19 protein-coding genes and 2 pseudogenes are annotated in these 25,425 nt (G+C 40.8%); 12 read left to right on the top strand and 9 right to left on the bottom strand.

All coding sequences use genetic code 11. The annotated features are described in order from the left end of the window. Positions 1-157: 157 nt before the first annotated feature. Both FCN25_RS07695 and FCN25_RS07690 read right to left on the bottom strand, forming a co-directional pair. Positions 158-1,804 (bottom strand): ShlB/FhaC/HecB family hemolysin secretion/activation protein, encoded by a 1,647-nt coding sequence (locus FCN25_RS07695; RefSeq protein ID WP_137223493.1) that lies wholly within the window; start codon positions 1,802-1,804, stop codon positions 158-160. A gap of 229 nt (positions 1,805-2,033) precedes the next feature. Further along, positions 2,034-3,253 (bottom strand): annotated as a pseudogene (locus tag FCN25_RS07690) (threonine/serine exporter ThrE family protein). A gap of 142 nt (positions 3,254-3,395) precedes the next feature. Between FCN25_RS07690 and FCN25_RS07685 the strand changes: the two are divergent. The 3 genes from FCN25_RS07685 (at position 3,396) to FCN25_RS07675 (ending at position 7,026) form a co-directional block, all read left to right on the top strand. Continuing rightward, the gene (locus FCN25_RS07685) at positions 3,396-3,791 is read left to right on the top strand and encodes an MAPEG family protein (protein ID WP_137223491.1); all 396 of its coding nucleotides are present in this window, start codon (positions 3,396-3,398) and stop codon (positions 3,789-3,791) included. Between the two features lie 202 nt (positions 3,792-3,993). Beyond that, on the top strand, positions 3,994-6,312 hold the full coding sequence (locus FCN25_RS07680) for a YgiQ family radical SAM protein (protein ID WP_137223489.1): 2,319 nt from the start codon (positions 3,994-3,996) through the stop codon (positions 6,310-6,312). A 168-nt stretch (positions 6,313-6,480) separates the two neighbouring features. Next, complete coding sequence (locus FCN25_RS07675) at positions 6,481-7,026, top strand: hypothetical protein (protein WP_254693766.1); 546 nt, start codon at positions 6,481-6,483, stop codon at positions 7,024-7,026. A gap of 207 nt (positions 7,027-7,233) precedes the next feature. Here FCN25_RS07675 and FCN25_RS07670 read toward each other — a convergent pair whose 3' ends face one another. From FCN25_RS07670 to FCN25_RS07655, 4 genes are all read right to left on the bottom strand, one after another. Further along, positions 7,234-8,055, bottom strand: coding sequence for a DUF364 domain-containing protein (locus tag FCN25_RS07670; protein ID WP_137223487.1), 822 nt, complete (start codon positions 8,053-8,055; stop codon positions 7,234-7,236). A 1,015-nt stretch (positions 8,056-9,070) separates the two neighbouring features. Beyond that, on the bottom strand, positions 9,071-9,652 hold the full coding sequence (locus FCN25_RS07665; protein WP_137223485.1) for a YSC84-related protein: 582 nt from the start codon (positions 9,650-9,652) through the stop codon (positions 9,071-9,073). Between the two features lie 145 nt (positions 9,653-9,797). Continuing rightward, complete coding sequence (locus FCN25_RS07660) at positions 9,798-10,733, bottom strand: hypothetical protein (RefSeq protein WP_137223482.1); 936 nt, start codon at positions 10,731-10,733, stop codon at positions 9,798-9,800. A 64-nt stretch (positions 10,734-10,797) separates the two neighbouring features. Then, positions 10,798-11,190 (bottom strand): nitrous oxide-stimulated promoter family protein, encoded by a 393-nt coding sequence (locus FCN25_RS07655; protein ID WP_137223480.1) that lies wholly within the window; start codon positions 11,188-11,190, stop codon positions 10,798-10,800. Positions 11,191-11,567: 377 nt separating this feature from the next. On the opposite strand from FCN25_RS07655, the gene FCN25_RS07650 reads away from it, so the two are divergent. The 7 genes from FCN25_RS07650 to FCN25_RS07615 all read left to right on the top strand — a co-directional run bounded on the left by FCN25_RS07650 (position 11,568) and on the right by FCN25_RS07615 (position 17,658). Continuing rightward, entirely contained in the window at positions 11,568-12,404 is an 837-nt protein-coding gene (locus tag FCN25_RS07650; RefSeq protein WP_137223478.1) for a hypothetical protein, read from the top strand. 397 nt (positions 12,405-12,801) lie between these two features. Then, positions 12,802-13,134, top strand: a complete 333-nt coding sequence (locus FCN25_RS07640) for a hypothetical protein (protein WP_137223476.1) — start codon at positions 12,802-12,804, stop codon at positions 13,132-13,134. Then, positions 13,124-14,605, top strand: coding sequence for a YdiU family protein (locus FCN25_RS07635; protein WP_137227358.1), 1,482 nt, complete (start codon positions 13,124-13,126; stop codon positions 14,603-14,605). Before FCN25_RS07640 ends, FCN25_RS07635 begins: the two co-directional genes overlap by 11 nt. A 26-nt stretch (positions 14,606-14,631) precedes the next feature. Next, positions 14,632-14,934, top strand: a complete 303-nt coding sequence (locus FCN25_RS07630) for a DUF3630 family protein (protein ID WP_137223474.1) — start codon at positions 14,632-14,634, stop codon at positions 14,932-14,934. 10 nt (positions 14,935-14,944) lie between these two features. Next, on the top strand, positions 14,945-15,946 hold the full coding sequence (locus FCN25_RS07625) for a serine/threonine protein kinase (RefSeq protein WP_137223472.1): 1,002 nt from the start codon (positions 14,945-14,947) through the stop codon (positions 15,944-15,946). 128 nt (positions 15,947-16,074) lie between these two features. Further along, complete coding sequence (locus FCN25_RS07620; protein ID WP_137223470.1) at positions 16,075-16,692, top strand: thiol:disulfide interchange protein DsbA/DsbL; 618 nt, start codon at positions 16,075-16,077, stop codon at positions 16,690-16,692. Positions 16,693-17,445: 753 nt separating this feature from the next. Beyond that, on the top strand, positions 17,446-17,658 hold the full coding sequence (locus FCN25_RS07615; protein ID WP_137223468.1) for a DUF1107 domain-containing protein: 213 nt from the start codon (positions 17,446-17,448) through the stop codon (positions 17,656-17,658). On the opposite strand, the gene FCN25_RS07610 is transcribed toward FCN25_RS07615, so the two are convergent. Next, positions 17,655-17,876 carry a cell division protein ZapB gene (locus FCN25_RS07610; protein WP_137223466.1) on the bottom strand — a complete coding sequence of 74 codons (222 nt, stop codon included), beginning with the start codon at positions 17,874-17,876 and terminating at the stop codon, positions 17,655-17,657. The two genes, FCN25_RS07615 and FCN25_RS07610, sit on opposite strands and share 4 nt — an antisense overlap. Positions 17,877-18,049: 173 nt before the next feature. Here FCN25_RS07610 and FCN25_RS07605 point away from each other — a divergent pair. Together FCN25_RS07605 and FCN25_RS07600 are read left to right on the top strand one after the other, a co-directional pair. Next, a pseudogene (locus FCN25_RS07605) lies at positions 18,050-18,404 on the top strand (RidA family protein). Positions 18,405-18,630: 226 nt separating this feature from the next. Then, on the top strand, positions 18,631-19,722 hold the full coding sequence (locus FCN25_RS07600; RefSeq protein ID WP_137223464.1) for a branched-chain amino acid aminotransferase: 1,092 nt from the start codon (positions 18,631-18,633) through the stop codon (positions 19,720-19,722). 58 nt (positions 19,723-19,780) lie between these two features. Here the strand turns inward: FCN25_RS07600 and FCN25_RS07595 are convergent, their stop codons facing one another. Next, positions 19,781-24,268, bottom strand: a complete 4,488-nt coding sequence (locus FCN25_RS07595) for an EAL domain-containing protein (RefSeq protein ID WP_254693736.1) — start codon at positions 24,266-24,268, stop codon at positions 19,781-19,783. Positions 24,269-24,510: 242 nt separating this feature from the next. Next, positions 24,511-25,422 (bottom strand): acyltransferase, encoded by a 912-nt coding sequence (locus tag FCN25_RS07590; protein WP_137223462.1) that lies wholly within the window; start codon positions 25,420-25,422, stop codon positions 24,511-24,513. Positions 25,423-25,425: the final 3 nt, after the last annotated feature.

Here is a 25,425-nt window from a genome sequence, read left to right as displayed (position 1 = left end):
TTATTTACATTTTTTACATTAATTAGATGCCTGTTTTTGTGTACTAAATCAAATGAAGATTAATCATCTTTTTGCTTGGAAGTGTGGAGAGTTTCGTCTTTGTCATCTACTCGTTAGCAGTTTTGGTTTGGCACTGTAGTAACAAAGATCTGTAGATTTAGAAGTGATTTTTAACTTGGAATCGAAACTCCCAAGCATTGGTATCATCACCAGTGGTCATTGGCACTGCAACATCAATGTGTGCCACGTTGCCGTAACTGGATTTAGATGAGTAAACACGTGCGCCAATGCCAATACTCGCAATGGGGCCATTAACCTCGTTTAGCTCATCTGTGCCGCCAGTTGCTTGGCCAATATCGGCAAATATCGCCCAACCTAATTCAGCCAATTGGTATAAATTGATATTTGGGTAATAACGAATTTCGCTGGTCAGTAACCACTGATTATCGCCATGCTGGTAGTCATTAGGGTAACCTCGTATACCGGTTTCATCACCCAGCGCAAATGTTTGGTCAAGATAATTATTGTGTGAGGTGGCAATTCTGGCTTTGGAGTAGGCGGTCCATTTAGGGCTAATTTGATGAAAATATTCTGCCGCTAAACCGATATTATAAAAATCTTGTTGCCCAGTTTGAATATCTGTCCTACCAGTTAAACTCATCAGTAGTAATTGATTGTCTTGTTGCCAACCTCGAGTGGTTAATAAGTTGAGGTGATAACCTAACGCTGTACTGTCAGCCACATCGTTGAGTTCTAATCCTAGAGTGACAACATGGCGCCAGCCTAAGTTAAAATCTTCGTTGTTATTTATCAGGTGGATGTTATTCAATACCGTAAATTGGTCTTCTAGGTATTCGTAGCTTATCCACGGGTAAATAAACTCACGGTCGTAGGGTAACTGCGACTCTGGATATTCAGCGATATTATTGAATTGATGTTGGTCTTGAGTGATACCTAAGCTAATGCGTTGCAATTGATCATCTTGCTTATCCACTAACCAACCAAAACCCAAGTTGGCGTAATCAATAATATGTTCAAACTCGTTAATGTCTTCGCCATTTTGTCTTATGGTGTCTGTTCGAGTATCTGTTAACCATGCTGCGGTATACATGTCTTTGGTGTCTAATGAGTAAAAAGGTTTATTAAACGCTAGAGACGAGGTTTGGCCGTCGCTATTGTCATAAAAATCTACCGAAATATTACCGTGCTTTACCCATCTTATTGGTGCATCAAATGCAATTTTATACCCAGTACGGTCCTCACTGGATTGGTATTTTATTTTTGTTTGTACCCCTAAACCCAGCAAATTATCTTCTTTAATTCCGAACGAGTACTTAGTGTCACCGCCATTTTTGCTCAGGCTTACGGTTGGTAATAATGACCAGTTATCCCACGTTTCAACTAACACCACATCTTCAACGTTGTCTGCTGCTAATGGGTCTTTTCTGGCAATATTAATTTCGGCATCACGAATGTAAGACTCATAACGTAATAGGCGTTGGGCCTCGAGAAGATTTTTGGTGGTGATTTTGTCGCCTTTTTCAAAGCTCAAGCTGTTTAGAATGGTCGATTCTTTAGTGTTGATGTGTAAATAGTTTGCCCAGCGATGCAAAAAAATAGCATCTGGGGCTGATTCATCAAAAATGGGGTGACTGACAATGACGATATTAGCAACGCTATCGACATCATGTTTGTTCACAGTTGACGGTTCAGATTGACTTACTGCAGCGTCATCATTAGCGCTAACGCTAGTGTGAAAAAGCAAGATGACGAAAAAACAAGCTGACAGTAAGACTGTTGGCATAAATTCGTCCTTATTATTGTTTTTGTTATAATTTTTAAGGAAATACACATGTTAATTTAGCGTTATTGGAATGGTGCCTTTGCGTTGGGGTTTCACTTAATAACACACTGGAATCGTTAAAGAGTCAAGTATTTAGGTTATTTAGACTAAATCAACATCAGAAAGTATAAGGGCTGCATTAAATGCAGCCCTTATAAGAAGTATGATTAAATTGATAGTGCTGATGAGATTATAATGAGCGTCTTGGCGGAACCACTACGTTAGCAAATATAAGCCCAGCAATTAATGACATGAAAATAAGAAATATCTGGGAGCCTAAATGGGCTTGATTAAGCATGGTTTCGCCAGAAATTAGTGCATTTAACCCAATATAGGTTTTGCTGCCAGGCACTAAAATAACAATACCTTGTAGTAGCGCAATGGATGCAGGTGCTTTCATCCAACGGGCATAAAGGTTTGAATAAATTCCCACCGCTAATGCTCCAACAAAAATACCAATAGATTCGCCTAAATAAATCCCCCGAGCATCGCAGAGAAAAATGCCACAATGCCGGCAAATACGCCCCAAGGTGAGTCTTTTAAACGGGCCTTAAAAATAATCACCAATGACATAGATAATATGGGAACAGCAGACCAAATAGCCCAACGAGGTAGTGGAATGGGGTCAATATAAGTAACGTCGCCAAAAATGGCTTTGCCAACGGTCATGCCAAGTACTGCGCCAAAATACAATTTAAACAGCTGCATCACCGCATCCATAATGCGTGCCGTACCAGAGATTAAATCTCGGGCAGCAAGCTCGGCTAACCCTAGTGTAAGTGCTAGGCCGGGAACAAAGATAATAATCCCAGACAAAATGGTGACCGGTAAATTGACACTAGGGTCTAGGGTGGCAATCCCCGACGCTAAAATCGCGCACACTACCGCGGCCATAGGTTCGAGCATTTCGGCTATTCGTTTTGAGCGTTCAGCCCAAAAAACTAAGCCGTATACCAGTAAGCCTAAAAGAGCAGACCAAAAAACATCATGCCAACCAGTGCCCATTAACATCGCAAAACCACCCGCGCTGGTACCAAAGGCAAGTAATGTGAGTTTATGTCCATAGGGGTTGGGTTTATTGGCAATTTCTTCTAAGCGTTCTAGGGCTTCTTGTAAGGTGCGTTGTCCAGAGCAGAGTTCTTCTACAAGCTCGAAAGTACGCGCTAACGAGCCTAAATCTAAGTCGCCTGGTTTTACGCGTGCGACGTGATTGTATTCTTGCTCAGTGTCATGTTGGAGGACAAATGTCATCGATGTTGGTGATATTAAAAAATATCCTTCAATGCCCAGAGTGGTTGATACGGTTTGTAAGTGGGATTCTAAGCGATACGCCGGAGTACCGAATTTATGTAGGTATTTTCCTAACTTTATAATAAATCGGCGTTTTTCTAAAAAATCCTGATTATCCACTGGGCTATGGTCACTTTTGTTAAGGTAAGGTAGTTATTTTGGCGCGAATATTAACCGATTAAGGCGTGTGTTTACAGCCAAACTGATCCAAAATAACATCAACTTATTAAAACAATAATATAGTCGACTCAAGGAATAACACATGACATTGATGGTATCGGGTTTATATGCAGGCTTAACGGCGTTGTTGGTTCTAGCATTATCTTACAAAGTGGTTAAATTTCGTCGTGCAAATAAAATAGGGATTGGTGATGGCGGCCATCAAGGATTGACCATTGCCATAAGAGCTCATGGTAATTTAGTTGAAAATGCCCCAATAGTATTGATTTTATTGATGCTTGCAGAATTAAACGGTATGCCGCTGTACTTAATCCATTGCTTAGGCACAGCTTGGATTGTTGCGCGCTTATTGCATGCTATCGGACTTAATCAAGGTCAAGGAGGTCTTCATTTTGGTCGTTTTTACGGTGTGTTAATTACTTGGATTGTATTATTAACCTTAGCTGTTGCTAATGTTGGCTTCTTTCTTGGGTTATAACATTGAAATCATAAGGGAATAGCAATGTTCCCGCTTTTTATATAAGGGTATATAGGGATAAAAATATTTCACTTGTGGTGTTTTTTTAGTCACACTTAGTGTCTCTGTACTGCTATACTCCGCGTCCGTTAAATTCAGCTATAGGCTGATGTTGTCATCGGATCAGCGAGACTGGTTTTCCCCATTTATGTAGGTCATATACATGCAAGTTGAGTCAACGTTATTTAATTATCCAAAGTTTTGGGCTGAATGCTACGGAACAGCACCTTTCTTACCCATGTCTCGTAAAGAGATGGATATTTTAGGTTGGGATAGCTGCGATATTATTGTCGTGACTGGCGACGCGTATGTTGATCACCCTAGTTTTGGCATGGCAGTGATTGGGCGAATGTTAGAAGCCCAAGGTTACCGAGTGGGGATTATTTCACAGCCTGATTGGTCAAACAAAGAAGACTTTATGCAGCTAGGTCGCCCAAATTTATTTTTTGGGGTAACCGCTGGCAACATGGATTCGATGATTAACCGTTACACCGCTGACCGTAAGCTACGTCATGACGATGCATACACCGCGGGTGATATTGGTGGCAAACGCCCAGACCGTGCCGTGACCGTTTATACCCAGCGCTGTAAAGAAGCTTTTAAAGAAGTCCCTGTGGTGATTGGTGGCATTGAAGCTAGCTTACGTCGCATTGCACATTATGATTATTGGTCTGATAAAGTCCGTCGCAGTGTGATTTTTGACGCTAAAGCAGATATCTTAATTTACGGTAATGCTGAACGACCATTAATGGAAGTGGCACGCCGTATTGCAGCGGGTGAAGCCATTAGCGATATTGATGATGTTCGTGGTACCGCAACAATGCGGAAAGAGCCTATGCCCGGTTGGCGTGGTATGGATTCGCGTAAAATAGACCAATTACATAAAATTGAGCCATTACCTAGTCCATATGGTGCAGATGACGTTGGTTGCAGTAATTTATCAGGTCCAACAGACGAAAAGATTTTTGATAACGAGGCTCCTAAAGCCATTAGCGTTCAACCGCCTCGTCCAAAGCCATGGGAAAAAACCTATGTGCTGCTTCCTGCCTATAACAAGGTCAGCGAAGACAAGTATTTGTATGCCCATGCCTCGCGTATTTTGCACCAAGAGCAAAACCCGGGTTGTGCCCGTGCGCTGTTTCAACCACATGATGCTAACCGTGGGGTATGGGTCAATCCACCGGCTTGGCCATTAAACACTGATGAAATGGATGCAGTATTCGATTTGCCTTATCAACGCATTCCACACCCTATGTATGGCCAAGAAAAAATTCCAGCCTACGATATGATTAAAACATCAATCAATATCATGCGTGGTTGTTTTGGTGGCTGTTCATTCTGTTCGATTACCGAGCATGAAGGACGCATTATTCAAAGTCGCTCGCAAGAGTCGATCATCAAAGAAATTAAAGATATTCAAGAAAAAGTACCAGGCTTTACAGGGGTTATTTCTGACTTAGGCGGCCCAACGGCAAACATGTACCGTTTAGGCTGTACCAGCGTGAAAGCAGAGAAAACCTGCCGACGTTTATCGTGTGTGTATCCGTCTATTTGTGGCCATTTAGGTACAGATCATAAACACACCATCGACTTATATAAAGCCGCACGTGAAGTGCCAGGTATTAAAAAGGTCTTAATTGCATCGGGGGTTCGTTACGATTTAGCTATTGAAAACCCTGAATATATTAGAGAGTTAGCTAAGCATCATGTGGGTGGTTATTTAAAAATTGCCCCAGAACATACCGAAGAAGGTCCTCTCAGTAAAATGATGAAGCCAGGTATGGGAACCTATGACAAGTTTAAAGAATTGTTTGATAAATTTTCTAAAGAAGCGGGTAAAGAACAGTTTTTAATTCCGTACTTTATTTCGGCGCATCCAGGTACCACCGACGAAGACATGGTTAATTTGGCATTATGGTTAAAAGGGCAGAAATTTAAGCTCGACCAAGTGCAAAACTTTTATCCATCTCCGATGGCCAATGCGACCACGATTTATCATACCGAACTTAACTCATTGAAAAACGTTAAGCATGATAGTGAGCACGTGACGGTGCCGAAAAAAGGCCGTCAGCGTAAATTGCATAAATTCTTATTGCGTTACCACGACCCAATGGGTTGGCCGATGATCCGTGAAGCCTTAGTGGCCATGGGTAAAGAGTCGTTAATTGGTAATGGTCCAAATCATTTGGTGCCACCAGAAACCCGTAACGAGCAAACTAAAGTGAAGTGGGGCCAAAAGCCATTGGCTAAAACAAAAGAGCAAAGCGGCCAAAAAGCAATGACCCGTTTTTCTGCCGATCAGTTTGAAGACCGTAAAGGCGGTACTAAAGCAGATAAAGGCAACGCCAAACCTGCAGGGCAAAACAGTAAGTCTTCGTCTAAGGCTTCGGGCCAAGCGGCAAAAGGGCAAACTCCCAAAAGCCAAGGCGCTAAACATTCTGCAAAAACGGGTTGGGCAACCAAATCGAAATACGCAAAGTAGTCAGGTTGCCTTTATAGACTTGAGTTAACTAAACCCGCATTTATGCGGGTTTAGTTTATCTAAAGCGTGTACTCTGTGTTGAATAAAAATGATAAGCAAGGAATGAGCATCATGGCTAAAATGTCTAGACTAAGTGGTTACTTCAGCAGTGCGTTAATGTGTGGCGGTATGTTATTGGCAACCCCAAGTTATGCTGCTAATTCGGTACAGCAACAACAATTTTTTGAAGCGATTAGTGCGCTTTGTGGTAAAGCTTTTGCCGGTAAAATCACAGCTGGTGGAGCTGAAGGTGATGGTTTTAGTGGCAAACCATTAGTTATGCATGTGCGAGAATGTACAGATAAGCAGTTGAAAATCCCATTTCATGTGGGTGCAGATCATTCGCGTACGTGGATTATCACTCAAACAGATACTGGGCTGCGTTTAAAGCATGATCATCGCCATAAAGATGGTAGCGAAGATAAAGTGACTATGTATGGTGGCGATACCCGCGATACTGGTACTGCAAATATGCAGACTTTTCCTGTTGATGACGAATCCATTGCCAACTTTAAGCAACATGGCTTAACTCAATCGGTTACTAACGAGTGGCAGATGATGATTGAAGCCCATCGGTTTACTTATCGTTTAACCAGAGAGGATCGCGACTTTAAAGTCGAGTTTGATTTAACCCAACCGGTAGCGTTACCACCAGTGCCTTGGGGATATAAATAGGTTTTTGATAGGTTTATCCTATTGTTATTCTCACCGGCAGTTACTAGCCTGTCTCAGAGAAACTGACGATAACCGCTTATGGAACAGCTCAAGCATAGCGCTGTTAAGCTTGTTTGCTGATTTTGTCACCACAAATGGGCGTGGTTTTTCTGATTATATAGGTGGATGAAAGGGCGCACGGTTATGTCTCGCCCTTAATATGAGAAATTATTTGTAGTCGCTGTTTCTCAAAGAGTAACGAGTAACGGACTCTTTCCACTTCTCGCCACTTTTCCAACGCTCAAGGAACAGTTCACTGTTTATTACTGCGCGGCCACCGATGCGAGTGATGCCATGTTCAAATAGTACCTCTGGCAACAGGCCAACGCTTGGGCCCACCAGTGCGATCTCTTGGGCTTTATGGCAATGCGTTAGCAAGCCTTCTAGGGTGTTGTTGATTACGCTGGTGCCAGTAATAAGTACCTTATCGCATTGCGCCAATTTGCTTGGATCTGTGGTTACTTCAAAATTGCCTTTGGCCTGAACCAATTCAGCCCGCAGCTCGATCACCGTTAAAGGGGTTTGTTGTTCGCGGAGTTGGGCTATAAGCGGGGCGAAGTAGCCAACCATACCAACGCGCTCACCAGGTTGAATATCTAGCAGCTCTAAACTGTCTTCTTCGTTGTGGTAGTTAAAGCCACGTTGTTTGAGTACATATTGGCTAATGGCATTAAGCGCTCCGGCGCCAAGCACTTGCTGCCAATCTTGTTGCAGCACGCTTAATTGGGCTAAATCCGTTACTGCTTTACCAATGTAATCACTGTATAGCGATTCATTTTGTAACTGCTCAAACGCGTTGCCCAATTTTACGTAGGTTAGGCCAATGGTACCGCCTTCTAATTCGACAACCCCAAACTTGGCACTTGGGTTATTTTCTTCGTGGCAAATGTGGATTGCTTTGATTGGTGGTAGATCGGTTGGTGCTGTAGTGAGTAACTGTTGATAAATAGACGACATCTGTGATTTCCATAACGCAGGGGATATTTCCAATTATTGTACCTCTACAAAAACGGTTTTTTTGTTAGCTAGTTAGAATATTTCTTACTTGATCAGGAGCTTTTGAAGCGCCATGTGCAGGAGATAACAATAGTAGTGGGTGCGGGAAAGGAGATTGCCACAATAGAGTTAGACTACTTTAGCTGATTACTCGCCGAGCCAAAACCTAGCTGATGAATCAACTGTTCTAACATTGCGGTCGTCGCTCCCCAAACCTTATGTTCCATGAAATAGACCGACTGGTTACCGGCGTAAAACAACCTAGACAGCCTTTGTTAAACCAACGAAAAAACTAGCCATATATGGACGCTCCCGGTGAGTTAAGATAATACTCTGCTCACCGAAGGCTTTGTGCCCCTAGTTTTCTGTACAACATTCTCACTCTTGTCGTTGCTTTTGATGCGCTCATTTCCCGCTAGAATTTAGTGGGGTCAAATTTAGTGGGGTCAGGGTAAACTTTATGAAAAGTAAATTGAAACACTGGATTTTCTAAAACGTTTCTGTCCATAAGTGAGTCAGAAGCCATGATTGAAAATGCCTAAATTCAACTCTGAACTTGAGGCCGTTGAAGACTTTTTATAAAAGAATGCGTGAGCTAGCCATGCATGACGGGCTAGCTTTCGCGGTACAGGTCGCTCTTTTGCATCAGACCCATATGGATATGGGAAATGTCATTATGATGTCGGGAACATCATAGACCATGCCATCACGACATTCGTGAATCCATTCACATCAGATGTACCATCGAAAGCGTTAGCATTTTCGAATAAGACCGAGGAACACTAAAATGAAGCCAAAAGCTGGATAAATTTCCGTCGCAATTTTTTCGCTGCTGTTGTTTGGTTAAATAGCGAAAATGTTGCCGGAACGGCAGGGGTGATCCAAGAGGGGATTGCTGTTGATCCCCTTTTGGCCCGTGCAGGGTGGAACCTTGCGTTCTTAAATGTCTGGTGTGGGCGAAGCACCACGACGTTAGTGGCCGCAGGCCATAAATACAAACTAGCAGTGGTTACTTACCATCAAAGGTAAACGACTGACCTGCAAGAGCGGCTTCAAACATTAGCCCACCCTTTGCGGCGGTAAATATCGCCATACCATTGATATAGGCTGCGGCGGCGGCATGATTACTGCCTGCTTGGCCTGCACCAGCTGAATTACCTGTGGTACCTACTTGAGCATTTGCGCCAAGATTAATTGCCACTGCTGATGCTTGCGCGCTAAATTCAAAGCTACCGCTGGTGAAATCATTATAAGCTTTGGCATCTTTAAAGAAGATGATTTCACTATAAGCTTGTCCACCTAATTGAAAACCGATAGATAGCTGGGTTAACGTGGAATCACCCATGTAATTATCGCCTTGGAATACGCGACCATTACCATATGCGGCTCCAATACCGATACCGCCTTTGGCTACGCTGGGGAAGATCGCATAACCATAAGCCGTATTAAATAAACTCCGGCTTTCATCGGCCTTTTTGAAATTAGTAATAGCGTCGTTGTAAGCTTCATCGCTAGCAAAACTTGGAACTGAAAAAGCGAAGCTAAATAACACGAGAACACTGGAAAAAACTAAGCTAATTGAACGTTTCATAAATAACCTCATTGACTAAGTTGTCATGGTAAAAACTCACCATAGAGTAGCATACCCCTTAAATGGCACTAATGAATAAACATTTATACTTGCTGTGTGTCAGGGTGTTATTGGTTGCTGTCTGCGAATGCAAAATAGGTGCGAGTTACTTTTTTGAGTGGTCTTTGGTTTCGGTTACGTTATCGCTTGTATCGTGCTCATCATCTACCATTAAATCTTGCAAATAACTCATTTCTTCATCGTTTAGTAACGAGTTAGTGTTGAGTGTTTTGTGGGGCGCTGTAGTTTTGTCGCTGGCGTTGAGACCTCCACGTAAATAGGCGGTTCGCGTGACTTGCTGGATACCATATAGTGCAAATATGTATACGGTCAGTAAAAGCGTTAAACGGGTAACTCCTTGGGTTAATAATGAAACAGAGTCACCTAAGTAAAATGGTAAATAAACCAATATAATCCGCAGTACCCAATTAATCAGAATACCTATGGTGAGTACACTTAACCAACGAAATCGAATCACTTGTAAGTTAAGTTGCCTTTTGGCCAAATATTGAGGGCGGTAGTGGGATAATAAACGATAAATCGCCCAGAAATAGCCAACAGTTTGTAGCATTAATAATATGGGTAAGATCATGGCTAATAGATTAATACTGCTTAATTTATCGAGTGTCCCAATGGTGTTACTTGAGGCTTTTGGATCAATACCAATATGAAATAAAACAGTTGAACTGGTGACTAATGCAACGATAATGGCAAAGCCAAAATGTTTAATTAACAGTGGTTGATAATCTTGTCCTGTTAGGCTGCTTTTACAATATAAATACAGCATTGGCATTAATAAAAAATAGATCGGGATAAACAGTGTTAGGGTTAAATGTATCGGGATTGGGGTGGTTTCTGGGGTAAGTAAACCTGTTAAGAAGTAACAACCGATAAGTAAAAATATTCCAGCCAGAAGGCTATGGCTGCGGGTGGTACTTTGGTAAATATAATGCACATACAAACCTACCCCAAGGCAATGAATGCCTCCTAGTAAGGAGAGCCACCAGTATGTTTGAATGAATAAATCGTTAAATTGGTTCATTTTCACTCTCTTTGACGATAGTGAATACTAACCTACTTCCTGCTAACCGAATAGTTTTTGCTTGCTAACTTTGCTCAGCTTTACGTAAATGCCTGTTTGACGCTTTCTCCGGTGGTAAACCCGGTGCCGGTTTACGCTCTGCCAGTAAATGCTTAATGGCAAAAATGGGATGAGGCAATAGCATTCTTGGCCCCGCATACATCATTATTTCACGTGCTCTTTCTTTCATATGGGGTTTGTAACAATGCACAGGGCATTTATTGCAAGTGGGTTTGTCTTGGCCGTAGGGGCAACGATCGAGGCGAGTATTGGCATAGCTTAAAAATTCACTACACTGCTGGCAAACACCATGGGATGGTTTGAGGGGATGATGCGCTTTACAATATATTTCGACCATGGCTTGCATGGTTTGAAATTCGTAAAGTAATTTACCACTTAATAATTCTACATCGGCCATAGTGTTATTCCTGATTAAATACCCTAGTGAAATAGTCGGACATTAGTAGTGTAAGCTTGGCAATATGAGCTGACAAATTCAGCTTATTTAACTTTGAACTTAAACACAAAACGTACTTTTCTGAGGTTTGGATCGCAAAAATGATCCAAACAAGGGATAAATGATGAGCGATCTACGGCTTATTACAGATTTAAATAGATAAACACTTGATTTTATAGTGTACATTGAAATAATAATGGGCGGTGCTTAAAAAAAGCACAGCGTTTAAACAACAACGCACTATTATGTATGAATGTCGTTACGTTGCCTCACGACGAATACTGTTGTGAGTGAGATAAAATCATGTGCTATGCACATAATCAGCAAGGTGAAGCCTAATGAAGGTAATTTTAATTGTCATATTGGTTGCAATTGCTCTGTATCTGTACAGACGCACTCAAGCGGTGGCAAAACAAGAACAAGATAAAACCGATAGCAATGCTGCAGCGCATTCATCATCTAATGAGATCGCTAAACCTTCAATGGTAGCTGACGATACTGCAGTGGCAGATCCAGAGCATGCTGTCATCGATAAAGTCGCAGAAGATGACGTAGTAGCAGAGCATACTGCTGAATCCGTTGAGGCACCTACAACAGCAATAATCTCTGAGTCTGATCGTCCACAAACAGAAATGGTTACTGAACCAGAAACTGTGGTAAAAGATGCGATTTCAGAGGTTGAAGTAAACACGGCTAACGTTGAAGCAAGCGTCGCTGGTGTATCAACAGTTAAAGAGCCAATTTATCAAGGTCAAGCGTTGAATCTTAGACGTGTTGAAAGTGATTGGGCCAGTGAGAGTTTTTTACAACAGGTTGACGCCGCTAACAATGCTAGCGATCTTGAAAGCCAGCACAGCGACTTAGCCAGTGTGATAAACCATTGTTATAAAATGCGTAAACAGGCTGATTATTGCCAATATGGTGCGGCATTGCAGTTGACCTATTTAGGCTTATATAGCGCATTACATCAACAATATGTCAGTCAAAAAAGTACTGATGAAATAAAATCGCCAGTATTTATGCAGTTATCGACTTTGCTAAATGATGCTGGTCAGTTTGATGATGCGATTAAAGTTTGCCAGCAAGCGCTTGAATACCAGTTAACCGACGGCACTGTCACTGGGTTTGAAGGGCGAATTAAACGTATCGAAAAAGCCAAAGCTAAAGCTAACTAACAGGCTAATCAATACTGTTGGATGGATATCAGGTATGATATTCAAAAGGAAAGCGGACCTTGGTTCGCTTTTTTGTTGCTTAAGATATAGGGTCTGTTGATCTTTCAAGTCGGTTTTGCAGCGAATTGTTGGTCATTACTTAAACATGAGCTATAAGGCAGAGACTTTGTGGTGTAGTTATTTTACATAAAAAGTCGATAATACAGTAAAAATGACCAACAAACGCTGCCCGAAGGGTCGGCTAAAAACGTTTTACTCTTTGTTGAGTGCATCTTCTTGAAGTGATAGTTGCTTAGATTGCTAGGCAGCAATCCACTCGCCTCGATTAACACGTTTTTATCTCGAACAAAATTCAACCAGAAAAGGTCAACAGACCCTTACGATTACAAGGTTTAAAATGACATTAATGACTCGTACATTGATTAAAATATTGCTAATTTCTGCAGCTGTAGTTTCACTTTCTGGTTGTATTCGCACCCCAGAATGGACCTTGTTTTATGTTGCAGATCAAACACCATTACCAACAGAGATTGCTGTACAAGACCACATAACAGGTTATTACGACTCTCTTGAGCAATGCCAAGCAAAGGGCGCGGGGATGTTGCACTTACAATTGTCATCAGTGCCAGCAGAGCAAGCTTTTGTGTGCGGTGAGTTATGTCAGGTAGACGAACAGGAACAATTGCAGTGTAAAAGCTTAGCCGTAGGGGCGGAGCGTGATGCAATTTAAGCAAGATTATTTTGAACAATTAGAAGGCTTTTATTCGCAAGTTTATCCTTTACCCATCAGTAATCCTCATTGGCTTGGTTGGAGCGAGGACGCTGCTCAACTGATTGGTTTGCAACAGCCTAATGATGAATTGCTGATGCAATTGTCGGCCAACCATGCGGCTCCTGGTGCGAGTTATTATGCTCAAGTTTATAGTGGTCATCAATTTGGCGGCTATACCCCAAGATTAGGTGATGGGCGTTCAATTATATTAGGTGAAGCCATTGGGCCAAATGGCGCTTGGGATGTTGCGTTAAAAGGTGGCGGGCCTACACCGTATTCTCGCCAAGGTGATGGCAGAGCGGTAATGCGCTCGGCGGTTCGGGAGTTTTTAGTGTCAGAAGCGCTGGCTGCGTTAAACGTACCTACCAGCCGTGCTTTAGCCGTCATTGGTTCTGATTTGCCGGTGTGGCGCGAAAGCCAAGAAACTGCTGCAATTACAGTCCGTTTAGCCAAAAGTCATATTCGTTTTGGCCATTTTGAATATTTTTTTCATAGTGAAAAAGGTGATGCTGGCAAGCTGACACAATTGATTAATTTTACTATCGAACAACATTACCCCCATTTATCGACAGATGCAGCAGGGTATATACAATGGTTTTATGAGGTGGTGAAATCGACCGCAATAATGATTGCCCATTGGCAATCTGTCGGGTTTGCTCATGGGGTGATGAATACCGACAATATGTCGATTTTAGGTGATACATTTGATTTTGGCCCCTTTTCATTTTTAGATACATTTAAAGAAGGCTTTATTTGCAATCATTCTGATCATGAAGGCCGCTATGCATTTGGTCAGCAACCGGGAGTCGGATTATGGAACCTCAAGTGTTTGGCCCAAGTATTAACGCCAATTATTGAGTCTGACGATTTAATTGCTGCGTTAAATACTTATCAAGACGAGTTGGTTAAGCAGTATTTATTGCTTATGCGCGCTAAGTTGGGGCTATCGCAACCAAACATCAATGCAAATGGACTCAGTGAAGCAGCCCAAGCTGAGCTAAATAAGCAGGATTTGCATTTGGTTGGGCAATTAACCGTATTGCTTGAAAGTAATCAGCTTGATTACAGCAATAGTTTACGCAACTTTGGCCAGTTGGACCCTAATAGTTCACATTCTGTTTTACGTGACAGTATGGTCGACCTTGCTGGTTTTGATACTTGGTATCAAGCTTATCAAGACCGGATGGGTAAGGTGGCGGATGTCAATGTATGGCAAAGTGAGCGTAAAAGTGTCAATCCAAAATACATTTTGCGTAATTATCTGGCGCAAGAAGCCATTATCGACATAGAAGAAAACGGTGATAACAGTAAGTTATTACAACTCCAGCAAGTGTTAAGTCGTCCATATGATGAACAACCTGAGATGGAAGACCTTGCCAAACGCCCACCAGATTGGGGGCAAGGTTTAATTATGTCTTGCAGCAGTTAATTGAATTATTTTATCTGAGTCAATTTATGAATTTATTGTCAGCCCGATTAGATCCACAAACATTAAGTTTGGTTATACAAGCAGAGGTAGATTTTGAGCAATTTGAACAATTTGCAGAACCATTAGCCGCTGCACTCGACTGCGAAATTCGTGAACGCCAATGGGGTGCAGATCGGCATCAATGGTTACTGAATTTTGAAGGTTGCCCTTTATGGTTACATTACGAATTTTATGGTGATAGTTGTTGGATCTCCATTGATAATCCCAATGATTTAGACGTATTAGCGTTTTTGTTAACGCTACTGACTCCACATATTCAAACGACGTAATAAGGCATACATGGATAACGGTACTGACGCAGAGTTTCATTTTCAGGCATTGAGACCCGATCTCATTTTAGATGCCATCGAAAGCATCGGTGTCTTTCCTGAGACGGGATTATTAGCATTAAATAGTTATGAAAATAGGGTGTATCAATTCCGTTCAGACCAAGGTATTCGCTATGTGGTGAAGTTTTATCGACCACATCGCTGGAGCAATGAACAAATTCAAGAAGAGCATGCTTATGCCTTGGCACTGGCTGCTGAAGAGATACCAATGGCGGTTCCGGTTGTTATTGAGGGTAAAACCTTATTTGAATATCAAGGGTATCGTTTTGGGTTATTTCCTTCTATTGGTGGACGTGCATTTGAAGTTGATAATTTAGAGCAACTTGAATCGGTTGGTCGCTTTATTGGCCGTATTCATCAATATGGTGCAAGACAGCCTTTCGTGTATCGTGAACATCTCACACCTGCTATTTTGGGTGATGAGCCTTATCGCTATTTACGTGAAAGTGGTATGGTTTCCAGTTCGATGCAAGATGCATTTTTTACCGTTGTTGAACAGGTGTTGGATAAAGCGAAACAAATTTGGCAGCAACACAGCTTTACTTCGATACGTCTGCACGGAGACTTACACCCTAGTAATATTTTATGGACACCCGATGGCCCAGGTTTTGTTGATTTAGACGATGCCAAGCAAGGTCCGGCAGTACAAGATTTGTGGATGATGTTGACGGGTGATCGCCAGCAACAATTATTACAAATTGATATTTTGTTAGAAGGATATCAAGAGTTCTGTGATTTTGATGCTAAACAGTTGGCATTAATTGAGCCATTAAGGGCATTTAGGATGGTGCATTATAATGCGTGGTTAGCCAAGCGCTGGAAGGACCCTGCATTTCCCATGAATTTTCCATGGTTTGGTGATATTAAGTACTGGGAACAACAAACGTTGGCGTTTAAAGAACAGCTCTCTGCGCTGAATGAACCACCATTAAGTTTATCCAGTTTTAATTAACAATATTTCATAATCACTACCTAATAGTATTTAGTTACAAATACAATTAGCTAGATATTGAGTTACAGGCTATCGCTAGACTATGATAGAGCCAGCGTATTTATATTTTGCCTATTTAAGGAAGTAAAATGAAAAAAGCATTACTGATGGCCGTAGCACTACTACTGGCACCTATGGTGGCGATGGCTGCTGATTATAAAGAAGGTGTACATTACACTGTGATTAATGAAGGCCCAGGAACAGCCAAGCCAGAGATTACTGAGTTTTTCTCATTCTTTTGTCCACATTGTTTTAATTTTTCTAAAACAGTTGTGCCAAAAATTGAAGCGAACTTGCCAGAAGGTGTCGAATTTAATCAAGCTCACGTAGAGTTTATTGGCCGCCAAATGGGCATTGAAATGTCTCGTGCTTTTGCAATTGCAGAACAACTTAATGTTAAAGACAAAATTGAACCTGCATTATTTAGCGCTATCCACGATAAGCGTCAACAATTTACACGTGCAGACGATATCAGATCATTATTCATTGCTAATGGTGTCGACGCTAAAGCTTATGATGCAGCAGCTAGCTCGTTTATGGTTAATGCACAAATGGCAAAAATGAAGCGTGATACTGAAAATGCTAAAATTTCAGGTGTTCCTTCATTAGTTGTTAACGGTAAATACCGCGTCGAAACCAGCTCTATTAAATCTTATGATGAGTTAATTGATATCGCATTTTACTTAACATCAATAGATAAAAAGTAATCCACTACCGATGGGTTATGTAAATAAGGAGCTTCGGCTCCTTTTTTGTTGCCTAACTAATACCAATTCCACTAATTATCTGGTCATTCAGCGGGAATTCTGTGCCTTCTAGGCAAGTAATAGGATTGTAGGCATAGTTGCTCTCGGCAACTGCTCCTGCGTTGCTCTACCTCCTGCATCCATGCCGTCGTACGTCAAAATGCTATTAAGCAGCATAGAAGGCACAGAAACCCGCCTTGCAGGAGACGCTCAGACAGTCCATTTTTTTGTTGCATTGCTTTAAAAGGGAATAACCATTGTTTCAACAATGCGCCTCAAACTGAACAGTCTGAGCGACTCTGATTGGTCACATAATTAATGGAAATGGTATAAGAGACATATTTACGAGAAGATGGCTTGAACGGTGAAAAGGCAAAAAAAAACCGCATGCCTATAAAAGACAATACGGAGATGAGTTAAATAACTCTTTTTTACCCTGAGTAACAGTAAAGATATTAACATGGCGTCAAAATATTGGCAAGTGACATTAAAGTGCCGATTTATAATATTTGATTTAGTAGGGCAATAAATAATCATCAATTAATGAAACTCTTTTGGCTGCAAGCTGTCCAATTTGACAAGTATAAAACTGTGTTTATCGTTTAATAAAAGTGGATAGTAGTTTGCTGTGGCGTTTGTATATTTAGGTTACACGCGGCTTATCGTTAACTATTCCATGCATGTTGTGGATGTTATCTTCTTGGAGGAAGCCGTATGAGAATGTTCCCTGTTTATGCCCCTAAACTTATCGTTAAGCATGCTCGAATTTTTTTGAGTGGAGTTATTTGGGTAAAAGACTTAGGACTGCTTGAGTTTGATAAAGGCCGCTTTTTACAGACGAAAAAAAGCCTGCCACATGTGAAGCAGGCGATCAGTGAATTAAATGCCTTGATTGAAGCGCAATCGCAGCAGTATCAATCCATTTAGATTTCGTTATTCAATAAACCAACAAGGCCGTTGACCTTATCACTCCAAGAGTCTAGGTCTTGCTGCAATTGTTGGTTTTTTTGTGCCAATTCTTGTTGTTCTAATATCAACGCTTCATTCTTTTGCTTCTCTTCATCAAGCTCCATTTTTAGTAGCTCAATATTTTCAAGTGTTGCCTGGATTTTGGTTTCCAGTTGGGACAATAATTCAAAGCTCATGGGGGCAGTCCTATACGTTTCTGGATGGAACCCCGATTCTAGCAGTGACAAGGCCTATAGGAATAGCCTTTAAAACTAAGTGGCTAAAATATATTCAATAAATCGTTCGATATTGTACTTTATCTGAGATCGCGCTATTTTTATCTGCTAACCAAGGCAACAAAGACCTTTCTATGACAATCCGCAGACTCGATGTTGGCATTCGTATGAGCAGTATAGTGATCCACAATAATAACGTTTATTTGAGTGGCCCAAGTCGCAAAAGACAAATTAACCGACATCAATAGCCAAACTGTGTCGATGCACGAAGAAGTTGATACTCTACTTACACAAGCGGGAAGCCGACGAGAAAATATTTTATCAGCCACTATTTACCTTAAAGACATGGCCGATTACGATGCTATGAATAAAGTGTGGGACAACTGGTTACCTAAAGGGCATGCCCCTGCAAGAGCTTGTGTGCAAACAGCAATTGCCGAGCCTGAATACTTAGTTGAAATATCAGTAATTGCAGCAATGGCAAGTTAGCCATTCATGGCTAATCATGTTTAGTTACATTAGAGTCATTGATTGGTTGCGATTAGCGAGTGATAGAATGAGATATGCACTGACAGTTTGTCTGTTGCTGTATGAATAAATATATTGATGCTTGTTACGTTCATTTTACGTAATTTGATTTAGGATTTATGGCTTCGACTTGACATTAATCTCAAGCCTCCATAGTCTGCAAGCTCAGTTTTTAAGGTGGTATGCAATGGACATAAAATATAATTTGAAATCAGCGTCAGAGCGCCGTACAGAACCCTTCAAGCCTGAAGGCAACGTAGGTTTCGGTAAGTTGCGTACTGACCATATGTTTTTGATGGATTATCGTGATGGTCAGTGGTGCGATCCGCGCATTGTACCTTATGGTCCGTTTGAAATGGCGCCAGGTGCAATGACGTTACATTATGGACAATCAATATTTGAAGGCGCAAAAGCCTTTATGCACGAAGATGGCGAGATTTATACTTTCCGTTTAAACAAAAATGCCGAACGGATGAACCGTTCTGCCGATATTGTGTGTATTCCCAATATTGATGAAGCAATGCAAGTGAAGGCTATTAATACCCTTATTGACGTGGACCGTTTGTGGTTTCCGCAACAAGATGGTGCCTGTTTGTATATTCGTCCATTTATTTTTGCTACAGAAGATCGTTTGTCGGTTAGTCCAAGTCAGCAATACACTTTCTGTGTCATGTTAAGCCCATCTGGTGCTTATTATGCTACAGGTGTCGACAGTGGCATCCGTTTATTGATCACCACAAAATTTCACCGTGCAGTGTCAGGTGGTACAGGCGCATCTAAGGCTTCTGGTAACTATGCTGCATCTTTACGTGCAGGCAAAGCTGCAGCGGAATATGGTGCCTCACAAGTGCTATATCTTGATTCTACTAACACCCAAATTGAAGAAGCGGGTGCAATGAATCATTTCCATATTTTAAAAGACGGCACTGTGATTATTCCTACATTCACCGATACCATTTTAAAATCAATTACTTCTCAATCTATGCTTGAATTAGGTGATTTATTAGGCTGTGAAGTAAGACAAGAAACGGTGATGTTGGATAAGTTTATTGCGGACATTGAATCTGGTGAAATTATTGAAGCGGGTGGTTTTGGTACTGCAGCTGTAGTGTCTCCTGTGAGTTCATATATTTTTGAAGATGGACGTATTATTACCGTGGGTGATGGCAAAATTGGACCTAATATCCAACGGATTTATAAAGTCTTTACTGACCTACAGAAAGGTAACATTCCTGCACCAACAGGTTGGGTAAAACGTATTGAGCGTGTCGCTCCATAGGTTACTTTATCTGCTAATGTTGTTTAATAAAGCTCCTTTATGGAGCTTTTATTTTGCGTTAAAAACGATTAATGGCAGCTTTTTCTTTGGTTAATAATGCCAGGCAATCAACAGTGTTCAATGGCTTACTGAGTAAGAAGCCTTGTACTTGATCACAGCCTCCTTCACGTAAGAAATCTAATTGTTCTTGAGTTTCAACCCCTTCAGCAACCACGTTAAGCTCTAAACTATGGGCCAAGGTGATAATGGCACTCGTAATGGCTGCATCGTCAGGATCTTCGGTAATATCTCGAACAAATTCACGATCAATCTTTAATGTATCAATTGGGAAACGTTTCAAATAGCTTAAGCTGGAATACCCAGTACCGAAATCGTCAATGGCAATGGTTAGTCCTAATGCTTTTAATTTCGCCAGTACTGCGACAGAATCTTTTGGGTTACCCATGATCATTGATTCTGTTAATTCGAGTTCTAGTGCACTTGCTGGTAAACCTGATACTGCCAATGCCACTTCTATCGTCGAGATTATATCTGCTTTCAACTGTCTAGCAGAAAGATTAACCGCTACAGATATATGTTCAAAGCCTAAATTGTGCCACTCTGCTAGTTGATTACAGGCTTCATTAATTGCCCAGTTGCCTATTTGATTTATCATACCGGTTTCTTCTGCCAGTGGGATAAACTCAACTGGTGAAATAAAGCCTAGTTCTGGACTGTCCCAACGTAATAATGCTTCTAGACCAATAATCATCTCGGTCTTAACATCGAATTGAGGTTGATAGACCAGATAAAATTCATTGTCTTGCATTGCTTTTTTAAGTCCCGCTTCTAACTGGACATGGCGGGTAGCATATTTATTTAATTGTTCGGTATAGAATTGGAAATTATTTCGCCCCAGAGATTTAGCGTGATACATGGCAGTATCGGCGTATTTAATTAAAGACGTTGTATCTTGAGCATCTTCGGGATACAAGCTGATACCGATTGACGGTGAAATTGTCAGTATTTTATCATCAAGTAAAAAGGGGGTTTGGAATGCGTTGAGGACTTTTTCTGCAATGATTGTTGCGGCTTTAGTTTTGGCAACACCTTCTAAAATAATGGTAAATTCATCGCCCCCTAAACGTGCAACCGTATCACCATCACGTACAGAGTTTTGCAGTCGATGAGCGACAGCTTTAAGCAGTAAGTCACCAATATGGTGTCCCATTGAATCATTGATATGCTTAAATCGGTCAAGATCCAAGAACAATAATGCCACTATGTTGTTTGCGCGATGTGCTTTAGTGACCGCTTGATTGAGGCGGTCTTGGAATAGTGTGCGGTTAGGCAATCCTGTAAGAGGGTCGAAATTAGCTAATACTCGCAAATCTTCTTCAGCTTTTTTACGCGCAGTAATATCAGTGAATACAGCTACGAAATGGCTTGTTTCGCCTTTATTATCGATAACTTGGTTGATTTCGAGCCATGCAAGAATGCCGCGACGGTCGCGAGTACGAATGTTGATCTCGCCAGCCCAATGTTTGTGTCTTAATAGCTGAGTTTCGACAGCATTGTAAAACTCACTAGATTGCTTGCCCATTGTCAAAAACAGAAAATGTTTTCCGACAACATCACGGTGTTTAAAGCCAGTAATACGGCTAAATGCGGGATTCACAGAGCGAATTTGGTAGTCGAGCTCACCGACGATAACCGCTTCATTCATACTAAACAGAACTTGTGATGACAGCTTCAACTCATTTTCAGTTACTTTACGATTGGTAATATCTTTATGAGTACCAGCCATTCGTATAGGGACATTATTTTCATCGCGCTCAACAACTTGGCCTCGGTCTAATAACCATGACCATTGACCCGGGGTTGATTCAACACGATATTCAGCTTCAAAGAATTCTGTCTCACCATTTAAATGGTCGTTGAGTAGCTTCTGTACCTTAGGACGGTCTTCAGAATGGATACTACTAATGAGTAATTGATCTTTCTGGGTGAAGTTCATTGGCTCAACCATATTGGTTCGATAAACTTTGTCCTCTTTAATATTCCAGTCCCACATTCCATCACCTGAAGCCCACAGTGCTAACTTGAGGCGCTCTTCAGAGGCGCGAATACTGCTATCGAATTCACGCTGTTTGCTGTGTTTTTTCTTCTGGGCGGCAATAAACCAGATAATCAATAATAATGCGACCGAAAAATATAGTGCATAAGCTAAATTTGTCATGTATATCGGGGGAACAACCGATACGTTTACATTTAAAGTGTTTTTATCGTATTGGTTGGCGCCAAGAGCATGGCGTACTATTAATTGATATTCCCCAGGGGGTAAATTGGTGTAGGAAATTTTATTGCCATCCGCTAACTGATGCCAAGCCGTATCAAAACCATTAAGAAAATAACTGAAACGACTTAATCCTGGGTAACTATAGTTTAATGAACCAACCTCAAAGCTAATTAACTGTTTTTCGTAGGGCATAATAATGTCAGGTGCATGGCTTAAATCGAGGATTGGGTATGTTGTTTCGCCGATAGTATATTTTGTTAAGGCTAATTTATTCTCTGCTCGGTGTTCTGGGATCAGGACTGGGCTAAATCGATTCAGTCCTCGAATGCCGCCAAACCATAAATCACCATTACGGTCTTTAAATTTAGACGAGCCATTAAATTCTCTGGCTTGTAAACCTTCATATTGATTAAATGATATAAATTCATTCGTTTTAGGTGTAAATCGTGAAACACCGTTATTTGTGCTTAACCATAAATCATGTTGTGCATCTTCTAAAATGGCATAAACCGTGTTGCTACTGTTATCTGCATTAACATCTTTACGCTCAAAGTTAAAAGCACCATCTTCGATTGTTAGCTTGTTTATACCGTCATGAGTCGCTAACCAAAAGTCACCATTTTCAGTGAGTAAAAAATCCCGAACGCGGTCATCACTTAAACTATTGAGATTATTTGGCTCGTGACTTAGAAAGTCTAGCTTTTGCTCATCGGGCGAAAGTCTTACTACTCCACCCATGGTGCCTAACCATAGGTAACCTTGGCTAAAATATAATTTAATAATTTGATGTTTGAGTGGTGAGTATTCTGTTTGAAAATCAAAATTATAGGAGGCCATTTTTTGACTATTTGGTGAAATAGAATATAACCCTTGGCTACTGGCGATCCATAAACGGCCTTTATCATCAAAGGCTAAACTGCGAAACATGCTATCCGTATGGAGTTGTTCATTGACTGGTTTTATTTGTTGTAGAGTGTTGTTGCTATCCAAGGTAAATATGCCGACATTGGTCGCGAACCATAGTGAATCACGTGTGTCTTGCACAATGTCTTGTACAGTGAGAGAAAGCTGCTCTTCTGGGATAGCTAATAGCTGGCTAAATAAATTGTTGATGTAATGGTATTTATTATCGCCTGGAATGAGATATTTAGCGCCAATGCCTTGAGTGCCAATCCATAGGCGCTGTTGTTTGTCCCTGAAAATGGCTCGGACCATATTTGCCATTCGAGGTGTATTAGTTTGGTTATCATAAAAGTGACTAAAATATTGATGATTAATATTGAGCTTATCGATACCGGAAAAAAATGTCCCTACCCATAAAATACCATTAGGATCGAGCATTAATGTTTGTATATTGTTTGCGCTAATACTATTTAGTGCATGTGAATTATGTTTATAAACGGTGCTGTACCACTTTGTACCATCATAATCGAGTTGAGTTAACCCTGAGTTATCACCTATGACCCATAATTGATTGGCATTGTTAACCACAAATTGATCAATTTTTTTATTATCGCCATGATAATTTTCCCGCGACCAAATGAGTTCTTTTTGATGGCTCTCTAAATTGTAGCGCCAAATTTGGTTATCAATCGCAAGCCATACGGAATAAATAGAGCTAAATTTTATGTCGTTAACCGTCTTGTCTACAGGAATGTCGAGGCGAATAATAGTATTACTATCAATGGCAAATGTTCCATGGGACTCGGTACCCACCACAATATATTTATCATCAATATTGGCTATACTGGTCACATTAGGAGTGATGTTATTACCCAAACTAACGGGAATAATTTTTTCTGTTTTTAGTGACAGAATGAAAAGACCAGATCGAGTACCTACCCAGAGAGTATCGCCAATAACGGCAAGTTGGGTTACTTGTAATTCGCTTAAGCCTTGAGCGTGTTTAAATTGAGTAAACTTTCCGTCAGTGAGATTGAGTCTATTGAGGCCATTATTATAGGTGCCGACCCATAAATCCCCATCGGGCGACTGCAATATGTCGGTAATAAAGTTTCCCGAAATCGAATTGCTGCTTTGTTGCTGTTTTAAATATAAATTAAATTCAACCCCATTGTAGCTGTGGAGTCCATCTTGAGTTCCTATCCATAACATTCCCGAACTGTCCATAAACAAGCGGGTAATTGAGTTTTGATTGAGGCCATTACTTGTATCAAAGTGTTCAAATTTTACTTCGGTTAGACCATCATTAGGACGGTCTTTTTGTGCTGCGACAGACACCGAAAAACTCAATGTTATGACTAACATGAGATAGTGTACTAAAAGCGTAAATGTACGAAAATTCAAATTTCACCTATAAAAGTTACATTGGAAAGGCTGCTACTCATAGTCTAGTTATAGTAACAATAAAATTTTATCTTAAGTACTACAAACTCAGATGTTAAATTTTTTATTAATTGAGTGACAGACTAACTCTTTTTTAGTGTAAAACTGACCATTTTACGCGCACAAAGCAATATAAAACCATAATTGGTCGTTTTTGGAGCAATCTATGCGTTTTGATCTTGATGTATTTTTATAATGTCATCGATTTGCTGATCTTTTTCGAACCAAAGTTGGTTTAACCATCGCTGAAACTCGACACGAGTTTCTGGGCTTTTAAAGTAGACTTCTGGGTCGACTCGCGGCACGGGAAGTACCTCAATGCGGATCACCACTTTTTTAGTGCGTCCATGCATGACATTAGCCAACACTTTTTCTGAAGTTTCTGGATAAACTATGGTGATATTTAGCAGACTTGTAAACTGTTCGCCCATTGCTGATAGTGTAAAAGCAATCCCGCTGGCTTTAGGGCGTAATAAATGACGATAAGGTGAATTCTGACGTAATCGTTTTTCTTCAGTAAAACGGCTACCTTCAACATAATTAATAATGGATGTTGGTGAATGCTTAAAGCGTTCACATGCCTTGCGAGTCGTTTCGAGATCTTTACCTTTTAATTTAGGGTTCTTTTTTAACTTAGCTGCGCTAGTCCGGTCCATAAATGGCATATCTAGCGCCCAGCAACCTAGCCCCATGATAGGTACATAGAGGAGTTCTTTTTTTAAAAAGAATTTCAACATTGGGATATTGTTACGCAATAAGTAAGTTTGGGCGGCAATATCAAAGCCACTGACATGATTACTTATCAATAAATACCAGCCGTCAGGGTCGAGTTTTTCTAATCCTTTTACATCCCATTCAATATTAGAAATAAGATATAAAATACCGCCATTGCATGTTGCCCATGACCACATAAGACGGTTCATTATTCGTGTCAATAGTCGACGTATCGGTAAAAAAGGCAATAATAATTTAATCACACCGCCAATCGTTAGCAATGTACTCCATAAAATAGTATTGATAATCAATAATGATAGGCTGATAAAATACAGTACCGGACCAGGTAAAAAAGACAGCATATT

Origin of the sequence: Shewanella sp. MEBiC00475 (assembly GCF_005234075.1) — a bacterium.
In the GTDB taxonomy this organism is placed as follows: domain Bacteria; phylum Pseudomonadota; class Gammaproteobacteria; order Enterobacterales; family Shewanellaceae; genus Shewanella; species Shewanella polaris.
Note: the sequence above shows the minus strand (reverse complement) of the source record. Positions and strands in the feature narration are given on the sequence as shown.